Annotated in this window: 19 protein-coding genes; 4 read left to right on the top strand and 15 right to left on the bottom strand. The window is 69.0% G+C overall.

The annotated features are described in order from the left end of the window. Positions 1-133: 133 nt before the first annotated feature. From KM176_RS06660 to qhpR, 4 genes are all read left to right on the top strand, one after another. On the top strand, positions 134-1,531 hold the full coding sequence (locus tag KM176_RS06660; protein WP_160892670.1) for an ethanolamine ammonia-lyase subunit EutB: 1,398 nt from the start codon (positions 134-136) through the stop codon (positions 1,529-1,531). Positions 1,532-1,563: 32 nt separating this feature from the next. Beyond that, on the top strand, positions 1,564-2,352 hold the full coding sequence (gene eutC, locus KM176_RS06655; RefSeq protein ID WP_160892668.1) for an ethanolamine ammonia-lyase subunit EutC: 789 nt from the start codon (positions 1,564-1,566) through the stop codon (positions 2,350-2,352). Between the two features lie 90 nt (positions 2,353-2,442). After that, the gene (eat, locus tag KM176_RS06650) at positions 2,443-3,804 is read left to right on the top strand and encodes an ethanolamine permease (protein ID WP_160892666.1); all 1,362 of its coding nucleotides are present in this window, start codon (positions 2,443-2,445) and stop codon (positions 3,802-3,804) included. 176 nt (positions 3,805-3,980) lie between these two features. Beyond that, positions 3,981-5,009, top strand: coding sequence for an AraC-like transcriptional regulator QhpR (gene qhpR / locus KM176_RS06645; RefSeq protein ID WP_160892664.1), 1,029 nt, complete (start codon positions 3,981-3,983; stop codon positions 5,007-5,009). A gap of 53 nt (positions 5,010-5,062) precedes the next feature. Here the strand turns inward: qhpR and KM176_RS06640 are convergent, their stop codons facing one another. The 15 genes from KM176_RS06640 to KM176_RS06570 all read right to left on the bottom strand — a co-directional run bounded on the left by KM176_RS06640 (position 5,063) and on the right by KM176_RS06570 (position 26,689). Beyond that, positions 5,063-6,241: an L-dopachrome tautomerase-related protein gene (locus tag KM176_RS06640; RefSeq protein WP_160892662.1), complete on the bottom strand. Its 1,179-nt coding sequence runs from the start codon at positions 6,239-6,241 to the stop codon at positions 5,063-5,065. Between the two features lie 333 nt (positions 6,242-6,574). Next, positions 6,575-7,258, bottom strand: coding sequence for a response regulator (locus KM176_RS06635; protein WP_160892660.1), 684 nt, complete (start codon positions 7,256-7,258; stop codon positions 6,575-6,577). Continuing rightward, on the bottom strand, positions 7,255-9,936 hold the full coding sequence (locus KM176_RS06630; protein ID WP_160892658.1) for a sensor histidine kinase: 2,682 nt from the start codon (positions 9,934-9,936) through the stop codon (positions 7,255-7,257). Before KM176_RS06630 ends, KM176_RS06635 begins: the two co-directional genes overlap by 4 nt. 9 nt (positions 9,937-9,945) lie before the next feature. After that, on the bottom strand, positions 9,946-10,524 hold the full coding sequence (kdpC, locus tag KM176_RS06625) for a potassium-transporting ATPase subunit KdpC (protein WP_160892656.1): 579 nt from the start codon (positions 10,522-10,524) through the stop codon (positions 9,946-9,948). A gap of 13 nt (positions 10,525-10,537) precedes the next feature. Next, positions 10,538-12,559 carry a potassium-transporting ATPase subunit KdpB gene (gene kdpB, locus KM176_RS06620; protein WP_160892654.1) on the bottom strand — a complete coding sequence of 674 codons (2,022 nt, stop codon included), beginning with the start codon at positions 12,557-12,559 and terminating at the stop codon, positions 10,538-10,540. A gap of 49 nt (positions 12,560-12,608) precedes the next feature. After that, positions 12,609-14,297 (bottom strand): potassium-transporting ATPase subunit KdpA, encoded by a 1,689-nt coding sequence (kdpA, locus tag KM176_RS06615; RefSeq protein WP_160892652.1) that lies wholly within the window; start codon positions 14,295-14,297, stop codon positions 12,609-12,611. Positions 14,298-14,653: 356 nt separating this feature from the next. Continuing rightward, entirely contained in the window at positions 14,654-15,355 is a 702-nt protein-coding gene (locus tag KM176_RS06610) for a GntR family transcriptional regulator (protein ID WP_160892650.1), read from the bottom strand. 59 nt (positions 15,356-15,414) lie between these two features. After that, positions 15,415-16,830, bottom strand: coding sequence for an amidase family protein (locus KM176_RS06605; RefSeq protein ID WP_160892648.1), 1,416 nt, complete (start codon positions 16,828-16,830; stop codon positions 15,415-15,417). Beyond that, positions 16,830-18,452: a gamma-glutamyltransferase family protein gene (locus KM176_RS06600; protein ID WP_160892646.1), complete on the bottom strand. Its 1,623-nt coding sequence runs from the start codon at positions 18,450-18,452 to the stop codon at positions 16,830-16,832. Before KM176_RS06600 ends, KM176_RS06605 begins: the two co-directional genes overlap by 1 nt. A gap of 26 nt (positions 18,453-18,478) precedes the next feature. Further along, entirely contained in the window at positions 18,479-19,894 is a 1,416-nt protein-coding gene (locus KM176_RS06595) for an amidase family protein (protein ID WP_202397743.1), read from the bottom strand. A 13-nt stretch (positions 19,895-19,907) separates the two neighbouring features. Next, positions 19,908-21,437, bottom strand: coding sequence for a M81 family metallopeptidase (locus KM176_RS06590; RefSeq protein WP_160892644.1), 1,530 nt, complete (start codon positions 21,435-21,437; stop codon positions 19,908-19,910). Between the two features lie 36 nt (positions 21,438-21,473). Next, positions 21,474-23,111 (bottom strand): dipeptide ABC transporter ATP-binding protein, encoded by a 1,638-nt coding sequence (locus KM176_RS06585; RefSeq protein ID WP_446000304.1) that lies wholly within the window; start codon positions 23,109-23,111, stop codon positions 21,474-21,476. 31 nt (positions 23,112-23,142) lie between these two features. Continuing rightward, on the bottom strand, positions 23,143-24,057 hold the full coding sequence (locus tag KM176_RS06580) for an ABC transporter permease (protein ID WP_160892639.1): 915 nt from the start codon (positions 24,055-24,057) through the stop codon (positions 23,143-23,145). 93 nt (positions 24,058-24,150) lie between these two features. Next, complete coding sequence (locus KM176_RS06575; protein ID WP_160892637.1) at positions 24,151-25,092, bottom strand: ABC transporter permease; 942 nt, start codon at positions 25,090-25,092, stop codon at positions 24,151-24,153. A gap of 7 nt (positions 25,093-25,099) precedes the next feature. Further along, positions 25,100-26,689: an ABC transporter substrate-binding protein gene (locus tag KM176_RS06570; RefSeq protein ID WP_160892635.1), complete on the bottom strand. Its 1,590-nt coding sequence runs from the start codon at positions 26,687-26,689 to the stop codon at positions 25,100-25,102. Positions 26,690-26,949 lie beyond the last annotated feature (260 nt).

Raw genomic sequence — 26,949 nt, 5'->3', positions numbered from 1 at the left:
GCCTCACGGCGACGTGACCGCAGGCCGCAACCGGTGCGACGGGATGCCCAGCTTTTGTGTTCCGCGGTCAAGTCCTGCCGGGGCCCGCCCTGCTAGCCTTGCGTGTCACAGCCCGATCCATCCGGAGAATCGCATGCCGACCTATCGCCAGACCCTCGGCCAGGAGACCTTCCGCTTCGACAGCCTCGCGCGGGTGATGGCCGCCGCCTCTCCGCTGCGTTCGGGCGATGAGCTGGCCGGCCTTGCCGCCGAGAGCGAGCTGGCGCGGGTTGCCGCCCAGATGATCCTGGCCGACCTGCCGCTGCGCGAATTCCTGGAAGAGGTGCTGGTACCCTACGAGGAAGACGAGGTCACCCGGCTGATCATCGACAGCCACGATGCGGCGGCCTTCGCGCCGGTGGCGCATATGACCGTCGGCCAGTTCCGCGACTGGCTGCTCTCGAACGCCGCCGATACCGCCGCGCTGAAACGCCTCGCCCCCGGGATCACCCCCGAGATGGCCGCCGCCGTCAGCAAGCTGATGCGCAACCGCGACCTGATCGCGGTCGCCCGCAAGATCGAGGTGACGACCGCCTTCCGCTCGACCATGGGTCTGCCGGGGCGGGTCAGCAGCCGGCTTCAGCCGAACCACCCGACCGATGATCCCGCAGGCGTCGCCGCCAGCATCATCGACGGGCTGCTCTTTGGGGTGGGCGATGCGATGATCGGCATCAACCCCGCCACCGACAACGTCCCCGCCGCCATCGCCCTGATCGAGCTGCTGGACGACCTGCGCCAGTCCTACGAGATGCCGACGCAAAGCTGCGTTCTGACCCACGTGACCAACTCGATCGAGATCATCAACCGGGGCGCGCCGCTGGATCTGGTGTTCCAGTCCATCGCCGGGACCGAGGCCGCCAACCGCGGCTTCGGCATCGACCTGGCCATGCTGGCCGAGGCCCATGATGCCGGCCGCTCGCTGAACCGGGGCACCGTCGGGCAGAACCTGATGTATTTCGAGACCGGACAGGGCGCGGCGCTGTCGGCCAATGCCCATCACGGCATGGACGAACAGACGGTCGAAACCCGCGCCTATGCGGTGGCGCGCGCCTTCGATCCCTTCCTGGTCAACACGGTGGTGGGCTTCATCGGGCCGGAATACCTGTACGACGGCAAGCAGATCACCCGCGCCGGGCTGGAAGACCACTTCTGCGCCAAGCTGATGGGCGTGCCGATGGGCTGCGACGTCTGCTACACCAACCATTCCAATGCCGATCAGGACGACATGGACGGTCTGGTCACGCTGCTCTCGGATGCGGGATGCGGCTTCTTCATCGCGGTGCCGGGCGCCGACGACGTGATGCTGAACTACCAGTCGCTGTCGTATCACGATGTCCTCTACCTGCGCGAAAGCTTCGGGCGCCGCGCCGCCCCGGAATTCGAGGCATGGCTGGAGAAGATGCAGATCGTCGATGCCCAAGGCCGCATCCGCGCCGAGGATCACCGGCTGATCCAGTCCATGGCCGGGCGCCGCGCCGCCCTGCCCGCCTGACCCCGCCCGAGCCGCCCGAGAAGGATCGCGCCATGACCGACCATCCCTCCGACGACACGCCCGTTCAGGATCCCTGGGCCCGGCTGCGCGCCGCCACCCCCGCCCGCATCGGGCTGGGGCGCAATGGCGCGGGCCTGCCCACGGGGGCGCTGAACACCTTCCGCGCCGATGCCGCCCGGGCCCGCGACGCCGTCCATGCGCCGCTTGATTTCGACGCGCTTGCCGCCGGCCTGCCGGATCTGCCGGTGCTGCGGATGGCCTCGGCCGCGCCCGACCGGCCGACCTACCTGCGCCGCCCCGATCTGGGCCGCCGGCTGAGCGACGCGGACCGCGCCGCGCTGGCCCCCGCCGATCCGGCGCCGGATCTGGTTTTCGTGGTCTGCGACGGGCTGTCCTCGGCGGCCATCGCCACCCATGCGGCGCCTTTCCTCAAGATCGTGACCGAACAGCTTTCGGACCTGACCCTTGGCCCCGTCGTGCTGGTGCGCGAGGGCCGCGTTGCCATCGGCGACGAGATCGGCGGCGCCCTGGGGGCCGGCATGGTCGCGGTGCTGATCGGCGAACGCCCGGGCCTGACGGTGGCCGACAGCATGGGCCTCTACCTGACCTACGGCCCCCGCACCGGGCGCCAGGACAGCGAGCGCAACTGCCTGTCCAACATCCACACCAGCGGCGGCCAGAGCTATGAAACCGCCGCCGCCAAGCTGGCCTGGCTGGTCCGCGAGGCCCGTGCGCGCGGCCTGACCGGCACCCGGCTGAAGGAAGAGGCGCCGGCCCTGGCCGCGCCCGATCCCGCCAAAGGCATTGGCGCCCCGGACTGACCCGGGGCCGCCCGCCCCTTCGGGGGCACTGGAAAGACCAAGAAGACCAAGACCCTTACCAGACACCTCACCGACAGGAGAGAGACGGACATGTCCGCAGGCAAGACAGAGCTCGCCAAGAGCCTCAACGTATTTCACCTCTGGGGGCTGGCCGTCGGGCTGGTGATCTCCGGGGAATATTTCGGCTGGAGCTACGGCTGGGAAAGCGCAGGCACCCTGGGCTTCCTGATCACCACCATCGTGGTGGCGGTGATGTACACGGCCTTCATCTTCAGCTTCACCGAGCTGACGGCGGCGATCCCGCGCGCCGGCGGCCCCTTCGCCTATGCGCGGCGTGCCTTCGGCCCCGTGGGCGGCGCCATCGCGGGCTTTGCCACGCTGATCGAATTCCTCTTCGCCCCGCCCGCCATCGCGCTGGCCATCGGCTCCTACCTCAACGTGCAGTTCCCCGGCCTTGATCCCAAGACCGCAGCGCTTGGCGCCTACGTGATCTTCGTCGCGCTCAACATCGCGGGCGTGAAGGTCGCCGCCACCTTCGAGCTGCTGGTGACGCTGCTGGCGGTCTTCGAACTGCTGGTCTTCATGGGCGTCGTCTCTCCGGCTTTCTCGCTGGCCAACTTCACCGCCGGCGGCTGGGGTGGCTCCGACACCTTCTCGGTGGCGACCATCGGCGGCATCTTCGCCGCCATTCCCTTCGCGATCTGGTTCTTCCTGGCAATCGAGGGCGTGGCCCTGGCCGCAGAAGAGGCCCGCGACCCGCACCGCACCATCCCGCGCGCCTATATCGCCGGCATCCTGACGCTGGTCGTGCTGGCCTTCGGCGTGATGATCTTTGCCGCCGGTTCGGGTGACTGGACGCAGCTTTCCAACCTGAACGACCCGCTGCCCCAGGCGATGATCCGCGTCGTCGGCGAAGGCTCTGGCTGGACGCACATGCTGGTGTGGCTGGGCCTGTTCGGCCTGATCGCCTCGTTCCATGGCATCATCATGGGCTATGCCCGCCAGATCTTCGCCCTGTCGCGTGCCGGTTTCCTGCCCGAGGTCTTCTCGGCCCTGCACCCGCGCTTCCAGACGCCCCACGTGGCCACCATCGCGGGCGGCATCGTCGGCGTCGCGGCGATCTACTCGGACAGCCTGATCTCGGTGGCCGGCCAGTCGCTGACCGCCACCATCGTGACCATGGCCGTCTTCGGCGCGCTGGTCATGTACATCATGTCGATGCTCTCGCTCTTCAAGCTGCGCAAGAGCGAGCCCGGCCTGGAACGCCCCTGGCGCGCCCCGCTCTTCCCGGTGCTGCCCGCCATCGCCCTGGGCCTCGCCTGCCTCGCCATGGCCGCGATGATCATCTACAACTTCGAGATCTTCGTGCTCTTCGCCGTGCTCGTCGCCATCGGCACCGGCGCCACCTGGCTGCGCACCCGCGGTCAGGTCCACGATCCGCTGCAGGACTGATCCCCAGCTTCCCAGAGCTGTACACTTTGCAGACCGCCCATTCCCCGGGCGGTCTGTTTCATTTTTAGGCAAACGCTTAAGAAATGAGTCCTTTCGCAAGCCGCCGCGCGCCCCGAAGATTGCACTCCGACGCCCCAGGTTGCATCGCACGCCTCTAGTTGTGAGTGGAGGGAACGATGCAGCACGCTTCAACCCCGCAAGTTCTGAGTGCCGCCGCGACCGGCATGGACCGCTTCATCGGCCGCTACGGTCTTTGCCAGGACAGTTTCTTCGGCACGCTGGGCCTCGACCCCGAGACCCTCTCGGCGCCGACGCGCCAGATGGATCTGGGCACCTATTGCCGGATGATGGAATACGGTGCCGAAAGGACCGGTGACGGCAGTTTCGGCCTGGCCTACGGGCAGGATTTCACCCCGCAGATGCTGGGTCTGATCGGCTATATCGCCACCTCCTCGGCCAATCTGGGCGAGGCGGCGCAGAACCTGGCCACCTTCTTCCCCTGGCACCAGCAGGGCACCACGACGACCCTGTGCCAGCAGGACGGGCTGTGCTGGCTGAGCTACCGCATCGACCCCGCGCGCGTGGCCGAACGCCGCCAGGACGCGCTGGTGACGATGGGGATGTACTGCAACGTCTTCCGCCACGCCGCCGGCCCCGGCTGGAGCCCCGAGCTGATCGACCTGGAACAGCCCGACTGCGGCGACCGCGCCCAGATCGAGGCCGCCTTCGGCGCCCCGGTGCGCTTTGGCCAGGCCACCAATGCCCTGGTCTACCGCAAGGCCGACGGCGCCCGCGCGATGCCAGGCGCCGATGCCGCCCTGCGCGAGCTGCTGTGCTGCAACCTGCGCAGCCTCGGCATGGCCCAGGCCGAACCCGACACCGCCGCCCGCACCGCCGCGCTGATCCGCGAAAACCTCTCGGAGCCGGGCCTCGACCTCGATTTCGTGGCCGAGCGCTTGCAGATGCCGCGCTGGACGCTGCAACGTCGGCTGCACGATGCCGGCACCAGCTTTGCCGACCTGCTTGAAGGCGAACGCCGCCGCATGGCCGCGCGCTACCTGGCCGTACCGAAGCTGAGCGTTTCGGTCATTGCCGAACGGCTGGGCTATTCCGAACCCAGTGCCTTCACCCGCGCCTTCCGCCGCTGGGAGGGCGTCGCCCCGGCAACCTATCGCCGCAGCACCGCCGCGCCGCTGCGCCATTGATCTGCAGGCGCGCCCCGGCCTTCCCGGGACGCGCCAGGGCCTGCTGCCAGGCCTTATTGGTAGACCGGCGGAACCGCCTCGCGGTCACCCAGCCAGTCGGGCAGCGCCATCTTGTAAAGGTGGAACGGCGGCTGGATCATGTCCTTGCCATCCGGGCCACGGTTCGCCGCGATCCGCCCGGTCTGCGGGATCGGCACGTAAAGCTCCCGATCCGCGGTGATGAACATCGCGTCGGGCCCCCAGAGCCGGTCATCCTCGGCCAGCACATGCAGCGCGCCATCGGGCGTCAGCACGGTGATCCGGGGGCGGTCCATCTCGGCCATGTAGAGGTTGCCCTTGCTGTCCATCGCCGTGCCCACCAGCGGCGGCGTGTCGTAGACGAATTCCACCTGCTTCTCCAGATCGGCCTCGGACAGGTCGGGATCGCGCAGCGCCTTGGTCGGCACCCGGTACATCGGCCCGGTCAGCGGCTGGTAATACAGCCACTGGCCATCGGGCGAGATCTCGATCGGGTCGGAATGGACATGGATCAGCGAGCCGTCCTTCTTCATCAGCATCTGCCCCTTCTCGCCGATCGGCGGGCGGGCGGGGTTCGCGGTGACCGAGAAATGCCCCGCCAGCCGGCGCAGCGCCTTGCCGGTCTTGAGGTTGACGATGACGATGGCACCCTTGCCGGAATCGGTGAAATAGGCGTTTTCCGCATCCAGCCGCAGGTCGTTCAGCGAGGCGCCCTCGGGCAGAACATCCTTGCCCAGGGTGATCTTGCGCAGCAGCTTGCCGGTCTTGGTGTCGAATTGCAGCACCTTGGCCGCCGCATCATCCACCTGCGGCCCGAAGAACGGAGAGCCCTGGTCGACCGCCCAGAGCGTATCGTCATCGAAGATGTGGATTGTGTTGACGTTGACCAGCGCATCGGCGGTGGGCTTGCCGCTTTCCCAGGTGTTCCAGTCGCCGCCCGGGAAGGCCGACAGGGAATTGTCGACCACGCTCAGTTCTGCGATGCCGGGGGTCTTCTCGAAGCCGGGCCAGCGCGGCATCCCGAGGAAGATATGACCATCGTTGGTCAGCGCGGCGGCATTGGCCAGCCAGGGATAGGTGCCGACCTCGGTCAGGGGCACGCCGGCATGGGCGCCGTAGTTCATCGGGCTGGGAAAGGTCGTCTCTGCCAGCAGCACGCCGGGTGCGACGCTCAGCAGGATCGCGGCCAGGGCCGCGCGGGTCCGGGTCTTCATGGGGGTCTCCTCCTCGGAAGTCGAACGGGCGCCTCCTGCGCCCGCATGGGGTGACGGGCCGGGGCCAAAGGACCCCGGTGCGACGGGCCGGCCCGGGCAGCGGGCCGTTAAAATATCGGTACGTATGGAACGCCCGGAGACAGGCCGCAGGAAACCCTGCGCCACGGCCCCGGGCCGTGGACGATCAGATGTCGGAATTCATCGGGGGTCCTCCCAGAGCCAGCCCAGGCGCCCCTCCTCGGGCGCCCCCTGAAACTGATACACTAAAATATCAATGTCAACGCGAGACTCCCGGACAGCGGGAGAATTATTACCTGTGCGTGTCTGTCGGTCCTATTCGGACGCCATGCGGTAGCCGATGCCGGGCTCGGTGAAAATCCAGCGCGGATTGGCGGCATCATCGCCCAACTTGGCGCGCAGCTGGCGGATATAGACCCGCAGATACTGGGTGTCTTCGGCATGGGCCTCGCCCCAGAGGCTGCGCAGGATCATCTCCTGGGTCAGCAGTCGCCCGGCATGGCGCGCCAGCATCCACAGCAGGTCGAACTCGCGCCGGGTCAGCGACAGGGGGTCGCCCGCCAGTTGCACCTGATGGGCGGCGGCATCGATGCGCAGCGGGCCCAGGGTGATCTCGGCGCCCGGTTCCTCGGCGCTGCGCCGGTCGCGCAGCAGGCTGCGGATGCGCGCCAGAAGCTCGGCGGTGGAAAAGGGCTTGGTCACGTAATCCTGTGCGCCCGCGTCCAGCGCCTGCACCTTGCCGGCCTCGTCCGCGCGCACCGACAGCACCAGCACCGGCACCTCGGACCAGCCGCGCAGCCCCTGAAGCACGCTCAGCCCGTCGGCATCGGGCAGGCCCAGGTCCAGGATCACCGCATCGGGCGCGGTGCGCGCCGCCTGCGCCAGCCCCTCGCGCGCCGAGGCGGCCTCAAGCACGTCGTGCCCCTCGCTTTCCAGCGCCACGCGCAGGAAACGACGGATCGCGGTCTCGTCCTCGATCAGCAGGATGCGGGCGCTCATGGCAGGGCCTCCGGGTTGCTCAGCGGCAGATCTAGCGTGATCCGGGTGCCGCGGCCATGGTCCGCGCGCGCGCCGGCACGGATGCTGCCGCCATGGGCCTCGACGATGCCGCGGCAGATCGCCAGCCCCAGCCCGGTGCCGGTGCGCCCGCCATCGCCCTGCTCGGCACGCCAGAACATGTCGAAGACGGCTTCCTGGCTGCCCGGCGGCAGGCCCGGCCCGTGATCCTCGATCCAGAGTGCGACCCGCGCGCCCTGCACCCGGGCGCCCAGCGTGATCCCGGCCCCCGGATCGGAATATTTCGCCGCATTGTCGAGGATGTTGACCAGCACCTGTTCCAGCAGGATCGGATCGCCCGAGACCGGCGGCAGGCGGGGATCGATCTGCACCTCAAGGTGGAAGGGGCGCAGCACGCCGCGCAGCCGGTGACGCGCCGCCCCCGCCAGTTCGCGCAGATCCACGGGCAGGCGGTTGGGCTTCAGCGCCCCATGGCCCAGCCGCGACATGTCGAGTAGGTTCTGGATGTAGCGATCCAGCCGCTCGCCCTCCTCGCGGATCACCTCCGTAAGGGCGCCGCGCTGCTCGGGGCCAAGGCCCGGCAGCTCCAGCCCCTCCGCCGCCCCCAGGATCGAGACCAGCGGCGTGCGCAGGTCGTGGCTGACCGAAGAGAGCAGCGCCGAGCGCAGCCGTTCCGCCTCCGAGGCGACGCGGCTTTGCGCCAGATCCTCGGACAGGCGGATGCGTTCCAGCGCCAGCGCCACCTGATCGGCCAGCGCCTCCAGCAGGCGACGCTCGGCCGGATCGGCGCTGCGCCCGTCGGGGGTGGCGATGCCCAGCACGCCCAGCCGCCGGTCGGCCCCGCTGAGCGGCAGGAACAGCCAGCGCGCCGCCGGCAGCGTGCCCGATCCCTGCCCCGCGGCCTCGCCATGATCAAAGGCATAGCGCGCCGCCGAGAGTTCGCGCGGGCCGATGCGGTCCTCGGGCGGGAAGGCCCCGGCGATGGCAAGGCGCCCCTCGGCATCGGGGGCCAGCAGGATCGCCTCGCCCTGAAGGACGGCGGCGACATGGCTGACGGCAGCCCAGACCACATCGTCGAAAGAGGCCGCCGCCGCCGCCTTGCGGGAGAAATCGTAAAGCGTGCTGGTGCGTTCGGCGATGGCGCGCTGCGCGATCACCCGGCTGCGCAGCCGCGCCGCCAGGTTGCCGGTGACGATGGAGGCCACCAGGAACAGCACCAGCGTCAGCAGTTCGCTCTGGCTCCAGACCTCAAGCGTGTAGCGCGGCCGGGTGAAGAGGAAGTTGTAGACGAAGAAGCTGAGCGCGGCGGTCGCGACCGAAGCGCCCAGCCCCAGCCGCGCCGCCATGGCGACCACCGCCGTCATGTAGAGCAGCGACAGGCTGACCACCGGAAGAAAGCGGTCGATGGCCAGCGCCAGAGCCGAGGTCAGCGCCACCGCCAGCACCGCGCGGCCCGCGTCGCGCAGCGGATCGGCGGGCAGCAGGCGGGGTCGGCGCGCAGGCCCGCGGCGCGGCGCAGCGCTATCGGCAACCAGCGTCAGCTCGTAATCCTGCCCCTCGCGCAGGAGCTGGCGCAGCAGGCGTTCATGGGCCCGCGGGCGCAGCAGGCGCGCCGCCCAGGGCCGGGGCGGCGGGCGCGGCAGCACCACGCGGCGCACGTTGTGGCGGCGGGCATAGTCCAGGATCTCGGCGCCCGGATCGCGGTCCACCTGAAGCTGGCTGACCTCGGCCCCCAGACGCTGGGCCAGACGCAGCGCCTGTGCCGGGCGCGGCACGCCGGTGCCTTCACGCGACAGTTCCGTCAGGCCCACCGCCAGCCATTCCACCCGCGCCCGGTCCGCCGCGCGCTTGGCGATGCGCACCGCGTCGCGCCCCTCGATCCCGTCGGGCAGCAGCACCAGGACGCGCTCCTGCGTCGGCCAGGGCCCCTCGATGGCATGGGCGGCCATGTGTTCGCGCAGCTGCGCATCGACCCGGTCGGCGGCGGTGCGCATCGCCAGTTCCCGCAGCGCCGTCAGGTTGCCCTTGGCGAAGAAGTTTGCCACTGCCCGCGCCGCCTGGTCCTGGACATAGACCTTGCCGGCGCGCAGCCGCGCGATCAGCTCGTCGGGGGGCAGATCGACCAGCTCGATCTCGTGGGCCTCTTCCAGCACCCGGTCCGGGACCGTTTCGCGCACCCGGATGCCGGTGATCCGCGCCACCGTGTCGTTCAGCGTCTCGACATGCTGGACGTTGAGCGTGGTGAAGACGTCGATGCCGGCGGCCAGCACCTCCTCCACGTCCTGCCAGCGCTTTTCGTGGCGGGTGCCCGAGAGGTTGGAATGCGCCAGCTCGTCGATCAGCGCCAGATCCGGGCGCGCCGCGATCAGCGCGTCCAGGTCCATCTCGTGCAGGATGCGCCCGCCGTGGTAGAAGGGCTGACGCGGCAGCACCTCCAGATCGCGCAGCAGCGCCTCGGTTTCGGCGCGGCCATGGGCCTCGACCACGCCGATCAGCACCGAGGCCCCCTCGTCCCGGCGGCGCCGGGCGGCCTCCAGCATGGCGTAGGTCTTGCCCACGCCCGGCGCGGCGCCGAGGAAGACCTTCAGCCTTCCCCGCCCCTCGCGCCGGGCTTCGGGCAGCAGCGCCTCGGGATCGGGGCGGGTCCTGTCCGGCATCATCGTCTCTCCTTACCGGGTTCCAGAGGGCTGTGCCGGGAAGGCTTCGTCAAGGGCCAGGTTGGTCGTCAGCACGGTGACGTATGGCACCCCGTAAAGCCCCAGCCAGGGGCGGTGCACCCGGTCCATGATCAGCGTGCGGACCTTTTCAGGCGCAATCCCCCGGGCCCTGGCGATGCGCGGCGCCTGTGCCAGCGCATTGGCAAGCGAGATGTCGGGATCCAGCCCCGAACCCGAGGCGGTCACCGCATCCCCGGGCGCGGCGACGCCGTTCTGCGCCTGATAGGCAGCACGACGATCCGCCACCTGCCCCGCCAGATCGCGCGAGGTCGGCCCGAGGTTCGAGGCGCCGCTGGCCGAGGCATTCCAATCCACCGCGGAGGGGCGCGGATGCAGATAGGCGGGCCGGTCCTCCCCCTGCGCGATCAGCGCGGAACCGACGATCCGGTCCCCCTGCCGCACAAGGCTGCCAGCGGCCTGGGCGGGCCAGATCAGCCCGGCCACGCCGGTCACGGCCAGGGGATAGGCAAGCCCGGTCAGCAGCGAGAGCGCCAGCAGCAGCACGAGGGCGGGACGAAAATGGACAAGCATCGGAAAGCTCCTTTCAGGCAAGGCCAAGGGCGGTGATGGCCAGGTCGATGGCCTTGATGCCGATGAACGGCACGATCAGCCCGCCCAGACCGTAGAGCGAGAGGTTGCGGCGCAGCAGCGCTGCCGCCGAGGCCGGCACATAGCCCACCCCGCGCAGCGCCAGCGGGATCAGCGCCACCAGGATCAGCGCGTTGAAGATCACCGCCGAGAGGATCGCGCTTTCGGGGCTGTGCAGGTGCATGATGTTGAGCCCCCCGAGCCCCGGATAGGCGGCCACGAAGATCGCCGGCAGGATGGCGAAATACTTGGCCACGTCATTGGCGATCGAGAAGGTCGTCAGCGCGCCGCGGCTGATCAGCAGCTGCTTACCGACCATGACGATCTCGATCAGCTTGGTGGGATCGCTGTCCAGATCGACAAGGTTGGCGGCCTCCTTGGCGGCAGGCGTGCCGGCGTTCATCGCCACGCCCACATCGGCCTGCGCCAGCGCGGGCGCGTCGTTCGAGCCATCCCCGCACATCGCCACCAGACGCCCGCCGGATTGTTCGCGGCGGATGTAGTCCAGCTTCATCTCGGGCGTCGCCTCGGCCAGGAAGTCATCGACCCCGGCCTCGGCGGCGATGGCGGCGGCGGTCAGGGGGTTGTCGCCGGTGATCATCACCGTGCGGATGCCCATGGCGCGCAGTTCCGCGAAACGGGCGCGCACGCCGGGCTTGATCACGTCCTTGAGGTGGATCGCCCCCAGCACCCGGGTGTCTTCCGCCACCAGCAGCGGCGTACCGCCGGACCGCGCGATCTCTTCCACCGCGCGTTTCAGCGCCGGTTCCAGCGCCGCGCCGGTCAGCCGCTCGACCGCATCGACGGCGCCCTTGCGCAGCGCGCGCTCCGGCAGGTCCAGACCCGACAGCCGGGTCTGCGCGGTGAAGGGCACGGGCGTGCCCTTCGGCAGATCCTGCGCCAGCTCCGGCAGGCGTTCGCGCGCCAGGGTCACGATGGACTTGCCCTCCGGCGTCTCATCGGAAAGCGAGGCGAGATGCGCCGCCTCGATCAGCGCGCGTTCGGGAACACCGGCGGCGGGCAGGAAGGCATCGGCCATGCGGTTGCCGAAGGTGATCGTGCCGGTCTTGTCCAGCAGCAGCGTGTCGACATCGCCCGCCGCCTCGACCGCGCGACCCGAACGGGCGATGACATTGGCCTTCACCAGCCGGTCCATCCCGGCAATGCCGATGGCCGAGAGCAACCCACCGATGGTGGTGGGGATCAGCGTCACGAACAGCGCGCCCAGCGTCACCACCGGGATCACCAGCCCGGCGCTGCGCGCGAAGGGCTCCAGCGTGACGGTGACGATCAGGAAGATCAGGCTGAGGCCCGCCAGCAGGATGTTCAGCGCGATCTCGTTCGGGGTGCGCTGCCGTTCGGCGCCCTCGACCATGGCGATCATCCGGTCGAGGAAACTTTGCCCGGGCGCCGCGACGATGCGGATCACCAGGCTGTCCGAAACGATCCGCGTGCCCCCGGTCAGAGAGGAGCGATCACCGCCCGCCTCGCGGATCACCGGGGCGCTTTCGCCGGTGATGGCGCTTTCATCGACCGAGGCGACGCCCTTCACGGCCTCGGCATCGGTGGGGATCAGGTCGCCCGGCCCCACCCGCAGCAGATCGCCCGGCTTCAGCTGGTCCGAGGGGACGGCGCGGGGCGCGTCATCCTCGGGATCGGCCAGAAGCTGCACCATGGTCTGGGTGCGGGTGGCGCGCAGGGCATCGGCGCGGGCGCGTCCGCGCCCCTCGGCCAGGGCCTCGGCGAAGTTGGAGAACAGCACGCAGATCCAGAGCCAGGCGGCAATCTGGAGGCTGACGCCCGCATGGGGCGCGCCGGTGAACAGGTCGCGCAGCGCCAGCACGCTGGTCATTGCGGCGACAAGGGCGGTGACGAAGATCACCGGGTTGGCAATCAGGCTGCGGGGATCGCACTTGCGCAGGGCCATCCGCAGGGCCTGGCCGTAAAGGCCCTTCTGGGCCGGTTCGGAATGGGACATCTCGGGTCCTCCTGAGGGGAAGGGCGCGGCCCCCGAAGGGGCCGGCGCGTCAGTAGGCCTGGCCTGCGGCCAGCGCGGCCTGTTCCGCCAGCGGCCCCAGGGCCAGCACCGGGAAGAAGGTCAGCGCGCCCAGGATCAGCACGGTCAGGATCAGCAGCACCACGAAGAGCGGCCCGTGGGTGGGGAAGCTGCCCGCCGTCACGGCGGCGCGCGGCTTTGCGGCCAGGGATCCGGCAATCGCCAGCACCGGCACCAGGATCGCGTAGCGTCCCAGCAGCATCAGCAGGCCCAGCGCGGTCTCCTGCCAGGGGGTGCCGGCATTCCAGCCCCCGAAAGCCGAGCCGTTGTTGGCCACCGCCGAGGAATAGGCATAGAGCGTCTCGCTCAGCCCGTGGGGACCGGTGGCCTGGGCCGAGGCCGCCGCCTGCGGCACCATCACCGAGAGCGCCGCGCCCCCCAGGATGCCCAGCGGCATCGACAGGAAGGCCAGCATGGCCAGCGTGACCTCGCGCCCCTCGATCTTGCGCCCCAGGTATTCCGGGGTGCGCCCGACCATCAGCCCGGCCAGGAAGACCGCCAGCACGACATAGAGGAGCATCCCGTAAAGCCCCGATCCGACGCCGCCGAAGATCACCTCTCCGAGCTGCATGTTGATCAGCATGATCAGGCCCGAAAGCGGCTGGAAACTGTCATGCATGGCATTGACCGACCCGTTGGAGGCCGCCGTGGTCGCCGCCGCCCAGAGCGCGGAAAGCACGGGGCCGAAACGCTCTTCCTTGCCCTCAAGCCCCGCACCGGCGCCGATCAGGGCATTGGGCTGAAGCTCGGCCCAGAGGATCACCGCAAGGCCCGCGACGAACAGCAGCCCCATGGCGGCAAAGATCGCCCGGCCCTGCCGCCGGTCCCCGGCCATGCGCCCGAAGACAAAGCAGAAGGCCACCGGGATCAGCAGGATCGCGAGGGTCTGCACCATGTCGGAGGCCACGGTCGGGTTTTCGAACGGATGGGCGCCGTTGACGCCGAAGAAGCCGCCGCCATTGGTGCCCAGCTGCTTGATCGCCACCTGAGAGGCCACGGGGCCGCGGGCAATCCACTGGTCCGCACCGCTCAGCGTGGTTGCATGGACCGCCCCCGCCAGCACCTGCGGCACGCCCTCAGCCACCAGCAGCAGCGCCAGAACAACGGACATCGGCAGCAGCACGTAAAGGATGCCGCGCAGCAGGTCCTGCCAGAAATTGCCCAGATCGGTCCGCCCGGCGGTGCCGGCAAAGCCGCGGATCACCGCGATGCCCACCGCCATGCCGGTCGCCGCAGAGGCAAAGTTCTGAACCGTCAGCCCCAGCATCTGCGACAGCAGGCTCAGCTGTGCTTCGCCGGAATAGGCCTGCCAGTTGGTATTGGTGACAAAGCTGATCGCGGTGTTGAAGGCCAGCGGCGCGGAAAGCCCCGGCAGGCCGGCGGGGTTGAAGGGCAAGTGCCCCTGAAGCCGCAAGAGCGCGAACAGCAGCAGCGCCCCGGCGGCATTGAAGATCACCGCCGAAAGCGCATAGGCGCGCCAGCCCTGCGGCGCAGATGCGCGCGGCCCGGCAAGGCGCATAAGGGCGCGTTCCAGCGGCGCCACGACGGGGCTCAGCCAGACCCGGCGCCCCTCGTAGATCCGCGTCATGTACCCCGAGAGCGCCCAGCCCCCGAGGCTGAGGACGCCGAGAAACAGCGCGAGGCTTGCCAGCGTGCTCATGGCTGCCTCCTGTCGCCGCCCTGCGCGCGCAACAGGGCGCGCAGCAGCACGACCAGCACGCCGCACGCCACCGCCAGCCCAAGACAGAGATCCACCATGGTCACAGCCTCCCCGACAGGAAGACCGCCACCACGACGGCCCAAAAGCCGGCGAGGGTCAGGCCCAGGTATAAAAAATCGGACATCGGCACCTCCTGTGTCTGATGTCCGCGATGTGCCCGCCGGGCGCGTAAGGGCGCCATTCGGATTGCCGGGCGCAGGCGTAAAGGACGCGTAAAGATCGCCCCCGGGGCCGCAAAAGGCGAAGGCCGCCCCGGTAACGGGACGGCCCTGAAGGGAAACGCGCTGGCCGGGGGCTCAGGCCTTGGGCTGGTCGGGGGTGGCGACGCCGGTGCGGATCAGCCAGTCCATCAGGCGGTGGCCCTCGGTCTCGTCATGGATCCAGGCGGCATCGGCGGCGGCGGCGGCATCGCGGCGGCGGAAGGCCTCCATCAGCGGCACGTGCTGGGCGATGATATCCTCGGGGCCGGTCGCGACATGGACATTGCTCGTCATGATGAACAGCCGGACCTGCTGTTCGACCACCCGGTACTGGGCGGAAAGCCGGGCATTGTCGGCGCCCTGGATGATGCTCTGGTGCAGGGCGAAATCGGCGGCGGTGATGGCGCGCATGTTGCCGCGCGCGCAGGCGCTTTCCAGCTCCGCATAGGCCTCTTCCAGGGTCGCGAAGACCTCGGGCGCATCGCGCATCACCACGAGCCGCGACGCCAGCCCCTCCAGCGCGCCGCGCAGGGTCCAGATTTCCCAGACATCGCGGGAGGACAGCTGCGCCACCTCCCAGCCGGTATAGGGGATCTGCGTCAGCAGCCCCTCCCCGGCCAGCCGGTGCAGGGCCAGCCGCAGCGTCGCGCGCGAGACGCCCAGCTGTTCGGACATGGCGGCCTCGGTCAGCCGTCCGCCGGGCGGCACTTCGCCCGACAGGATGAAGGACCGCAGGTTCTCGATCACGATGGTTTCCGTCGACTGCCGGGTGACCGGCTGCAACTTCTTCAGCTTCACTCTTCCCCTCCCCAGCGGAGACCACCCCCGCATTCGGTACCAGCCGGGCCCCGCCCCTGTCAGGGAGTGGCAATCTGCACCGGATCGCCCCGGGCCTCGATCGCCTCTGCCGCCTCCAGCGCCACGTCCTCGCGGTACTTGCCCGCGACGATCTGGATGCCCACGGGAACGCTGTCGCCGGTCATCCCGGTGGTCAGCGTCAACGAGGGCAGCCCCGTCACCGGAAGACCGATCATCGGCATCTGGGCGCGCCAGACCCTGCCATAGGAGGCTTCGTCCTTCAGATCAAGATTGTCCGCGAAGGGCAGTTCGGCGCAGGGCGGCAGCAGCACCACCGGGTATTGCTCGGTGAAAAGCTGCCAGGCCCGCGCGATGGCAACCCGCGTGGTCAGCGCCTTTGGCAGGCTGTCGGGCGCCAGCGTCTCGACGAAGGCGCGCTGGCCGCCCAGCGCGGCAATGGCACCGGGATCGCCCTCGGCCTCGGCCTCGGCCACCAGGGCCTCGTAGCCATCGCCCATCCACAGCGTCAGCTGCACCGCCACGGCCTCCCTAATCGGGGGCAGCGCGTCCAATTCATCGACCTGCCAGCCGGCATCGCGCAGTTTCGCCGCCGCCTCGCGCAGGGCGGCTTCCAGTTCGGGCGCGGTCTCCATCCCGTCGGGGGCGATGCAGAGGGCGGCGCGTTTCGCCACCGCAGGCCCCACCAGCGGCGCCGGAACCCACCAGGGATCGCAGGCATCGGGGCGCGCCATGGCCTGAAGCGCCAGACGCAGGTCCCCGACGCTGCGCGCCAGCGGCCCCGACACCGCCATGATCTGCCCGCCGATGGTCCGGTCCGCCCCCGAGCGGTTCAGCGCCGCCACCCGCCCCAGAGAAGGGCGCAGCCCGTGCACCCCGCAGGCATAGGCCGGATAGCGCACCGATCCGGCAATATCGGTGCCATGGCCGATGGCCCCCAGCCCCGCCGCGACCGAGGCCCCCGCCCCGCCCGAAGACCCCCCGGGCGTCAGCGCCCTGTTGCGGGGGTTGTAGGTGTGGCCATGGACCAGGTTATTGGTGAACCAGCGGTAGCTGAAGGCGGGCGTATTGGTGCGCCCCAGCGACACCGCGCCCTGCGACAGCAGGCTTTCCACCACCGGGTTGTTCGAGGTCGCGATCAGATCCTTCTGCGCCTTCAGCCCGTTGGTGGTGGCATGACCCTCCTGGTCGACATTGACCTTGATGGTGACCGGCACCCCCGCAAGGATCCCCGGATCACGCCCGGCGGCAACCATGGCATCCACCGCATCGGCGGCGGCCAGGCTGTTTTCCGGCTGGTAGTCCACGATGGCGTTGATCGCGGGGTTCACGGCCTCGACCCGGGCCAGGCAGGCCTCGGTCACGCTGCGCGCGCTCAGGGCGCGGGATTTCACCAGCGCCGCGATGCGGGTGGCCGGAAGGCTCCAGAGCGGCTGGTCGATGACGGGATCGGACATCAGATCTCTCCTCGGGTGGCAGGAAGGCTCAGGGCGTCGCTGCCCTCGGCCACGGCTTCGGCGGTGGGGTGCCAGGGTTCGGCCATGCCGAAGTTGCGCCCGTTCTTGCGGCTGGTGGCGCCGAGGGTCGTGTAGCTGTTGGGGTGCATCTCCCGGTCCGCCAGAACCACCGGGTATGCGGCGGCCAGGGCCTCGATCGTGTCGCGGCCAAGGCGGGGATCGGCAACCACGGTGGGCGGCGCCGACAGATCGTAGCGCGGCGCGGCAATCGCGTCCTCCAGGCCATGGCCGTGATCGACCATGTGGATCAGCGCCTGATAGATCGCCGGCAGGATCTTGCGCCCGCCCGAGCCGCCGATGGCCACGGTTTCCTCCGGGCCGGTCAGCATCATCGGGGCGTAGTTCGCCAGCGCCTTGGCGCCCGGGGTGATGCAGTTCACCCGACCGGGGCGCGGATCGAACCAGTTCACCCCGTTGTTCAGCAGGATCCCCGTGGCCGGCGACACCACCGCCGAGCCGAAAAGCGACAGCAGCGTCTGGGTCAGCGAGACGCACAGGCCGTCCCGATCCACCACGCTGAGGTGGGAGGTACAGCTGGGCAGCGTGTGCTCGGCTCCGTCACCCAGTTCGCTGAAGCGGTGCGCCCAGGCCTGGGCCAGCGCATGGGCACTGCGCAGCACGGCCTCGGGGCCGGGCACCGCAGTGCCCTCGGCCGGGGTTTCGCCGAAGTGGCGCAGCGCCAGCGCGACGGTCACGCCCCCGTTCAGCACGGGCACGAAATGCACGTCGCGATCCCGGAACCGTTCGGTTTTCGAAGGCGTCACCCTGGCCGCGAAACCGGAGAGGTCGGTGGTGGACAGATAGCCACCGGCGGCCTGCACATCGGCGGCCAGCGCCTCGGCCAGCGGCCCTTCGTAAAGCGCGCCGGGCCCTTCGGCGGCGATGATCGCAAGCGTCTCGGCCAGCGCCGGGTTGGCCAGGTGCCGGACCCGGCCCGCCACGGCGGCGGGCGCGGCGGGGGGCAGCCCCTCGGGCAGGAACCAGGCGGCGGTCACCGGATCGCGGCGCAGGCGCGACATTTCCTGCGCAATCCAGGCGGTGACCTGGGCATCCACCACCAGCCCGGCGCGGGCCAGCGCGATGGCCGGGGCCACCAGATCGGCCCAGGGCAGCTTGCCGAACCGGGCATGGGCGGCCTCTAGCCCACGCAGCAGCCCCGGCACGCAGATCGACCTGGCGCCGATCACGTTGCGGTCTTCCAGCACGTTGGGCCAGCCGAACAGATCGCCATCCTTGCCTTCGACCAGGGGGAAATCTTCGGGATCAAGGGCGCCCGGCGCCACGGCGCCGGCGTCGATGGCGGTCACTGCGCCGCCCTCGGGGCGCACCAGCAGGGCACCGACGCCGCCGATGCCGCTCATCCAGGGTTCCAGAACCCCGAGCGCAAAGGAGGTGGCGATGGCGGCATCCACCGCCGAACCACCGGCGGCCAGGATATCGGCCCCGATCTGCGCCGCCTGGCGGTTCTGCGCGGTGACGATGCCGCCAGAGCTTTCGACGGCAGGTTTGCGCAGCGTGAGCCCGCGCGAGACATGAGGAGAGCGGAGATCGGTCAGGGACATGGAACGTTCAATCTGTGTAATAAAAGTCAGTCGGTTACGGGATCAACCGGCGCGGGCGGCGCGCCACGGGCGGCAATCGCCTCGCCGGCGGACAGGCAGAGCGCCTCGCCGCCCCGCCCCGAGAGCACCTGCACCCCCACCGGCGTCGCGCCATTCACCAGCCCGGTCGACACCATCAGCGCAGGCATCCCGATGGCGGGCAGCCCGGCCATGAAATACTGCTTCTCGGTCAGTGCCTCGAAGCCCATTTCCAGATCGGCATCCGGGGCAAAGGGCAGATCCGAGGATGGCGGCAGCAGCAGCACCGGCCAGTCCTGAAGGAAGGCGAGCCATTCGCGCACCAGCGCCGCGCGCCGCGTCAGCGTGTCCGAGAAATCGGCAAGAGAGACCTCTCCGACCCAGGCCATCGCGCCCTTCATGGCAAAGATCGCGCCCGGGTCCCCCTCGTCCAGCGCGGCCTGAAGGATGCGCCCGGGGTTATCGGCCACCCAGAGCTTGTGCATGATCCGGCTGGCTTCCTTCAGCGGCGGGATCGACTCCAGCTCGGTGACGCTCCAGCCGGCATCGCGCAGACGCTGGGCGGCATCGCGCAGCGCGGCCTCGACCTCGGGGGCGGTGTCGATCCCCTCGGGATGGGCGCAGAAGGCGGCGCGGCGGGGATCGGCGGGGTTCGGATCATCGGCTCCGAACCACCAGGGATCGCGCAGGTCGCGGCCCGACATGGCGGCAAAGCCCAGCCGCACATCATGGACGCTGCGCGCCAGCGGCCCCTGCACCGACATCAGCTGGAACCCGATGGAGCGGTCCGGGCCGGTGGCATTGTAGGTCGCGACCCGACCCAGCCCCGGGCGCAGCCCGTGGATGCCGCAGGCATAGGCCGGGTAGCGGACCGATCCGCCGATGTCGTTGCCATGGGCGATGGCGCCGATCCCGGCCGTCACCGCCGCCGCCGCGCCCCCGGAGGATCCCCCGGGCGTCAGGCCCGGGTTGCGGGGGTTGCGGGTGGCGCCGAACAGCTGGTTGTCGGTGAAGTAGCGGGCCGAGAAGGCGGGCGTGTTGGTGCGCCCCAGCAGCACCGCCCCGGCCTTCAGGAAGCCATCGACCACGGGGGTGTTCTCGGTCGCGATCAGGTCGGCCTTGGAGCGCAGCCCGTTGCTGGTGGCAAAGCCCTTCTGGTCGATGTTGATCTTGATGGTGACCGGGACGCCGGCCAGCGGCGGCAGATCCTCGCCCGAGGCGCGGCGGGTGTCGATGACGCGGGCCTGGGCCAGCACCTCTTCGGGGCGGTGATCGACCACGGCGTTGATCGCCGGATTGACGGCCTCAAGGCGGTCCAGATGCGCCTGGGCGACCTCGGTCGCGGACAGCGTGCCGGTACGGATCGCGGTGGCGGTCGCCGCCGCCGACAGGGCCCAGACCGGGCCGGTGGACATGTCCTTCATGCGTGCCTCCTCCTCAGGCGTTCTCGGATTGCGCGGCGCGATGTTCGGCGGCGGTCGGCCCGCCCGGCATCAGGCGCAGGTCGTCGCGCAGGTGCTGCCAGGACCAGTCGGTCGCGCGCATCATCATCGCCCCGGGGGCAACGGCGGTCAGGATGCGCGCCGCGATCGGGGCGAAATCGGCGCGAAAATGGATCGCGCTTTTGACCACGAGGATGGCGGTGTCCTCGGGCGTGATACCGGCAAAGCGGAACATCTCGCGGTCGGCCATCTGCGCCTTCTCGGTGGCGACGACGATGCGGACACCGCCGATGCGCAGGCAGGCGGCGTCGCCCAGCTGCATCTCGCGCGTGCCGTAATAGGGCCCCCTGGTGTAAAGCCGCCCGTCCGAGACCTTTTCGACCGTGAAGGTGCCCTCAAACGGCTGGTCGCCCACGACGCCGGAATGCCCGCCAAGGGACAGGGCGATCTGCGCCCCCTCGCCCGCCGCATGGGCCGCCGCGACCGCCGCCGGATCCCAGAGCACACCCAAAGCCGCATCGGGCACATCCGCCGCGACCAGCGCGGCCAGCAGCCCCGTGGTGTCGGAACTGCCCCCGGCGCCGGGATTGTCCTGGGCATCGGCGATGACCACGGGCTTCAGCCCCTCGGCGTTCAGGCGCAGCGCCTCGGCCACGGCCTGATCGGGCGCCAGAAGCGCGCCGGTGAAGGCGGGTTCGGCGGCGACGACCTGATCCATCAGCGCGGCCACGGCGGCTTCGGCGGTGACCGCGTCATCGGCATAGGCCCAGATCAGCTGGCCGCATTCGTCGAAATCCGCCGCCGGAAAGCCCATCGCCCAGGACAGGCTGGTGACGCCGGTCGCGGCCTCGACCTGTTCCAGCGCGCCGTAGAGGCCCGCCGCCGGTTCGTTCATCGTCGATTGCCAGCAGATCGGCACCATGTAGGGCACCTGCGCCATGGCCCGCGCGAAGGGTCGCCCCCGGGCAATGCGGGCGGCCACCAGCGCGAAGGCGCGTTCCCCGGTCAGCGCCATGTCGACATGGGGATAGGTGCGGAAGGCCACCAGCGCATCCGAGGCCATCACCATGCGTTCGGTCACATTGGCATGGAGGTCCAGGCTGACCACCAGCGGCATGTCGGGGCCGACCAGATCGCGGACCCGTTCGATCAGCGCGCCCTCGCCGTCGGGCAGGTGTTCGGCCACCATGGCGCCGTGCAGATCCAGATAGACCGCATCCGCCGGCAGCCGCGCGGCGATGCCCGCGACGATCTCGTCGGTGATGGCCTGATAGGTCGCGCGCGTCACCGGGCCCGAGGGACAGGCGGCGCCCCAGAGGATCGGATCGACCTCGGCGCCCGCCGCGCGGGCCGCCGTCAGAAAGCCCGCAGCCGGGATGTTCACCCCGGGCACCATCGCCTGCACCACCGCCGCCCCCCGGCAGAGACCGGGGAAGCCGCCGCCGTGCTCGAAGGCGGCCATATCGGCGGGGTTGGTGGCGAAAGTGTTGGTTTCATGTTGGAAACCGGCCAGCAGGATACGCATCTCGGAAGGCTCCTTCGGGGCATCTGCCCCCTGGTGTCAGACCGCCAGCGGCAGCGGGCGGAAGTTCTGGAAGTCCCAGTCCGGCGCCGGTGCGGCGTCGATCAGGGCGCGGGTATAGGGGTGGGACGGGTTCGTCAGCACGTCGCGGGTGGCGCCCTGCTCGACGATGCAGCCCTTCTGCATCACCACCAGAGCGTTGCAGATCTGCGCCGCGACCCGCAGGTCATGGGTGATGAACAGGACCGAGATGCCGGTGCGCTCCCGGATGTCCTCGAACAGCGCCAGCACCTGCGCCTGCACGGACACGTCCAGCGCCGAGACCGCCTCGTCCGCGATCAGCAGATCGGGCTCCATCACGATGGCGCGGGCGATGGCGATGCGCTGGCGCTGCCCGCCCGAGAACTGGTGCGGATAGCGCTCCATCACGGCGGCGGGCAGGTTCACCAGCTCCAGCGTGCGGGCGGCCTTCTCGCGCGCCTCGCGCTCGGGCATGCCGTAGTTCACCAGCCCCTCCATCAGCGACTGGGCGATGGTGCGGCGCGGGTTGAGCGAGCGGTAGGGATCCTGGAAGATGTACTGAACCTTCTGGCGCACGGCGCGCAGGTTGCGCACCGGGGCAATGTCCTGGCCCTGCAGCACCACGGCGCCCTCGGTCGGGTCGGTCAGGCGCATGACGCAGCGCGCCACCGTCGACTTGCCAGAGCCGGATTCGCCGATGATCCCGGTGATCTCTCCCTTGCGGACGGTGAAGGTGATGTCGCTGGCGGCCAGCACCTCGGACTTGCCGGGCTTGCCGTAGCGCTTGCTCAGGCCGACGACCTCCAGCACCTTGGGCTGATCGGTCAGCGGCGCGCAGCGCGGCTGCATCGAGGGCACGGAAGACACCAGCATCCGCGTGTAGTCCTGCCTGGGCGCCGAAAGGATCTGCCGGCAGTCGCCGGTTTCCACCAGATCGCCCCGGTTCATCACGACGATACGGTCCGCGATCTCGGAGACGACGCCGAAATCATGGGTCACGAAGACGACGGCGGTGCCCTCTTCTTCCTGCAATTCCTTGATCAGCTTCAGGATCTGCTTCTGGGTCGTGACGTCCAGCGCGGTGGTCGGCTCATCCGCCAGCAGCAGGCGTGGGCGCAGGATCAGTGCCATGGCGATGACGATCCGCTGACGCTGACCGCCGGAAAGCTGGTGCGGATAGGAGCGGTAGATGCGCTCCACGTCCGGCAGATGCACCCGCTCCATCATCGAGAGGACCTTGCGGCGGCGTTCCGCGCGACTGTCCTTCGTATGGATGCGCAGCACCTCGTCGACCTGCTCGCCCACGGTCTTCACCGGGTTCAGCGCCGTCATCGGCTCCTGGAACACCATCGAGACCTTGGAGGCCCGAAGCGCCCGCATCCGGCCCTCGGAGACGCTCAGCACGTCTTCGCCATCCAGCAGGATCTGGCCTCCGGTCACCCGCAGCGCATCCTTCGGCAAAAGGCCCATCATCGCCATCGAGGTGACGGACTTGCCCGATCCGGATTCCCCCACCACGCAGACCGTCTCTCCGGCGCGGACATCGAAGCTGATGTCGCGCACGATGGGCTTGGCGCCGCCGGGGATGGTGTCGATGGTGACATTGCGGACCGACAGGACGGGAAGATCGGTTTCGGCTTGATTGGTCATTGCCATGTTCCTTGCCATGTACCTTGTCAGTGGCCGCTCAGAGCCGTTTCGCCATGCGCGGATCCAGACGGTCGCGCAGCACATCCCCCAGCATGTTCACGCTGAGCACCGTCAGGGAGACCATGACACCGGGGAAGAAGATCAGCTCGGGCTTGAGCAGGAAGTAGAGGCGGCCATCGGCCATCATGTTGCCCCAGGAGGGGATCTCGGGGGGGATGCCGGCCCCGAGGAAGCTGAGGATGGATTCGGTCATGATCGCGGCGGCGAAGATGTAGGTGCCCTGCACGATCAGCGGCGCCACGGTGTTGGGCAGCATGTGCCGCCAGACCATCGGCCACATGCCGGTGCCCAGCACCGAGGCGGCCTCCACGTAGGGTTCGTTGCGCACGCCCATGATGACGCCGCGCACCATGCGGGCGACGCGCGGGATCTCGGGGACGGCAATGGCGACCAGCACGGTCACCAGCGTCCCCCCCGAGATCGCCACCAGCGCGATTGCCAGCAGCACGCCCGGGATCGCCATCAGACCGTCCATGACCCGCATCAGCACCGCATCCACCCAGCGGAAATAGCCGGTCAGAACGCCGATGATCATGCCGAAAAGCAGCGCCACGATCACCGTGCCCGCCCCCACCAGCAACGAGATGCGCGAGCCGTAGACGATGCGGGCGAACATGTCGCGCCCGTAGCTGTCGGTGCCCAGAAGATGCGCGGCCGAGGGCGGCTGGAGGCGGATCGCGGGATCAAGCTGGATCGGGTCGTGGCTGGTCACCAGCGGCGCGAAGACCGACATCAGCACGATGATCAGCAGCACCGCCGCCGAGATCCGCGCGGACCAGCTGGACAGGATGCCGCCAAGGACGGCACGCAGGCCGCTGGCGCCGCCGCCCTCCATCTCGGGCAGGCTGAGGGTCTGGGACTGGGGTTCGGGGGCAGGCGTGTCAGAGGACATGGCAGGTCGGTCTCCGGTCAGGGGCGCAACCGGGGCGCCCGCGGGAAGAGAGAAGGTTGGGCGGCCCCGGAGAGGCGGGGCCACCGGGCGGCCTCAGTAGCGGATCCGGGGGTCGAAGACGCCGTAAAGCAGGTCGACCACCAGGTTGATGACCACGTAGATGGCCGAGAACAGCAGGATCACCGCCTGGATCACCGTGTAGTCGCGCGCCAGAACCGACTCGAGCACGAGGCGACCAAGGCCGGGGATGTTGAAGACCGACTCCGTGACCACCACACCGCCGATCAGCATCGCGATGGAGACACCGATGATGGTGATGATCGGCACCGCCGCATTGCCGAGCGCATGGCCCATCAGCACGGCGGATTCCTTCAGGCCCTTGGCGCGCGCGGTGCGGATGTAATCCTCGTTCATCACCTCGATGACATTGGTGCGCACGATCCGCGCGATCAGCGCGATATAAGGGAAGCTGAGCGCGACCGAGGGCAGCACCAGGCGCTGCGCGAAGGGCACGAAGCCGTTCGAGAGCGGCTGGTAGCCCTGCACCGGGAACCAGCCGAGGATGCGGGCGAAGACCAGGATCAGCACGTAGCCGATGATGAAGACCGGCACCGAGAAGCCCAGCACGGAAAGGCCCATGACCAGACGGTCCAGCACCTTGCCGCGCTGCCAGGCGGCCACGACCCCCAGCGGGATCGCCACCACGATGGCCAGCACCACCGTCGACAGGCTGAGCGCCAGCGTCGGGCCGAAGCGGTCCATGATCAGCTCGGTCGCGGGCTTGCCCGAGATCAGCGAGGTGCCCATGTCGCCATGCGCCATGTTGGTCAGCCAGATGATCAGCTGTTCAAGCAGGGGCCTTGTCAGGCCCATGCTCTCTCTGAGTTGCTGAAGCTGGTCGGGGGTCGCGTTGGGACCCGCGATCATCACCGCCGGATCCCCCGGCGCCAGGCGCAGCACGAGGAAGACCAGGATGGCGACCATGAACAGGACCGGGATCGCCGAGAGGATTCGCTTGATGATGAAGCTCAGCACGTCTGGATCACTCCGACTTGGTCACGTTCCAGAACACCGGCGCCTCGGCTTCGGGCATGCCCGACAGCTTGGAGGAGACGACGTTGATGTTGGCGAATTCGCCCATCGGGATCATGACCACGTTGTCGATGGCCAGCTGGTCGATCTCCTTGGCGATCTTGACCTGGGTCTCGGTGTCGGAGGCACGGGCGAAGGCGGCGCGCAGTTCCTCGATCTTGGGCACGTTCGGCCAGCCGAACCAGGCGCTGTCGCCCCCGGCAGCGGTGCCGATGAAGCCCACCGGATCGCCCACGTCGGGCAGCACGTTGGTGGTCGAGAAGATGTTCCAGCCGCCTTCGGCAACCGGTGCCTTGGAAGAGCGGCGCGCCACGACGCTGGCCCAGTCCATCGCCACGACATCAACCTTGAAGCCGCCGTCGCGCAGCTGCTGGGCGATCACCGGACCCTGCGGCGCGAGGCTCGCGAGGTCGGTGGCCTGCATCAGCATGATCGGGCTGCCGTCATAGCCCGCTTCCTTCAGCAGTTCCTTGGACTTCTCGGGGTGCGGCTTGATGATGTCATCGGCCTTGTAGTCGGTCGCGTAGGGACCCGAGCAACCGAAGACCGCCGCGCAGGTGGTCGAGGCATCCTTGCCGTTGCCGACCTGGGCGCTCAGCATGGACTGCTGGCCAAGGGCCTCAAGCGCGGCTTCGCGGTACTTCAGGTTGTCGAAGGGCGGCTGGGTCCAGTTCAGGCGCACCAGGTTCTGGCTGCCCTGCTTGGCAAAGGTCTGCAGCTTGAAGTCGGGATTGCCCTCGACCAGGGGCAGCAGGTCATGGGGGGCCTGTTCGATGAAGTCGATCTCGCCGGACATCATGGCGTTCATCGCGGTCATCGGGTCGGGCATGGTGGTCCAGACCACCTTGTCGACCTTGACGACCTTGCCGCCGGCCATGCCGCTGGAGGGTTCGGACCGCGGCACGTAATCTTCGTTCTTCAGGAACACCGCCTTGACGCCGGGCTGGTAGGCACTGGCATCGAACTTGAACGGACCCGACCCGATGGTCGAGGTGATCGGCGTGCTGACCGGGGTCTCTGCGACCTTCTTCTGCATCATGAAGGGCGGGATGCCCGAGGGCTTGCTGAGCGCCAGAAGCGCGATGCCGGTGGGCTCCTTGAAGGTCAGCGTGAAGGTCTTCTCGTCCACGGCCTGCATGGTTTCCATCAGCGAGGCCATCACCTGCCCGGTCTTGTCGACCTGATCCCAGCGGGCGATCGAGGCGACGCAGTCGGCGGCGGTGACCGGCGTGCCGTCATGCCATTTCAGCCCGTCGCGCAGGGTGAAGGTGTAGGTCTTGCCATCGTCGGAAACCGTCCAGCTGGCCATCTGCGGCTGAACCTTGCCGGCCTCGTCACGCGCCAGCAGCGTGTCGTAGATCATGTAGCCGTAGTTGCGCAGGATGTAGGCGGTGCTGATCGCCGGGTCGAGCGCGCGCAGCGGCGCGTTCATCACCGCGTTGATCGTGGTTTCGGCCTGGGCCGTCAGGGAACCGGCCCCAAGGAACGCCACGGCGAGCGCACCCTTGAGCAGTCCCGAAGCAGACTTCGGAAGGAACATGTTGTACTCCTGTTGGACGTGATTTTGTTGTTTTGACGATTGTCGACAATCACGCATCGACCTTAGGAGGAGCCTTTCCAATGGCGCAAGCCGGATGATGGCAGCCCCGGTCAAATGATCCGTGTACGGGCAGGTTTCCGCACCGCGGAAATTACATTTTCCAAATATTATCAGACTGTTAAAATTAATATGAACAATATTTAGACAATATTTCCTGGCTGGCGGACCAGGCCTTTCGGCCCGGGATCACCCCCGCCATT

It is taken from the genome of Pseudooceanicola endophyticus (assembly GCF_018760365.1).
Lineage (GTDB): Bacteria > Pseudomonadota > Alphaproteobacteria > Rhodobacterales > Rhodobacteraceae > Pseudooceanicola > Pseudooceanicola endophyticus.
The sequence above is the reverse complement of the archived record's forward strand: the minus strand, read 5'-3'. Positions and strand labels throughout refer to the sequence as shown.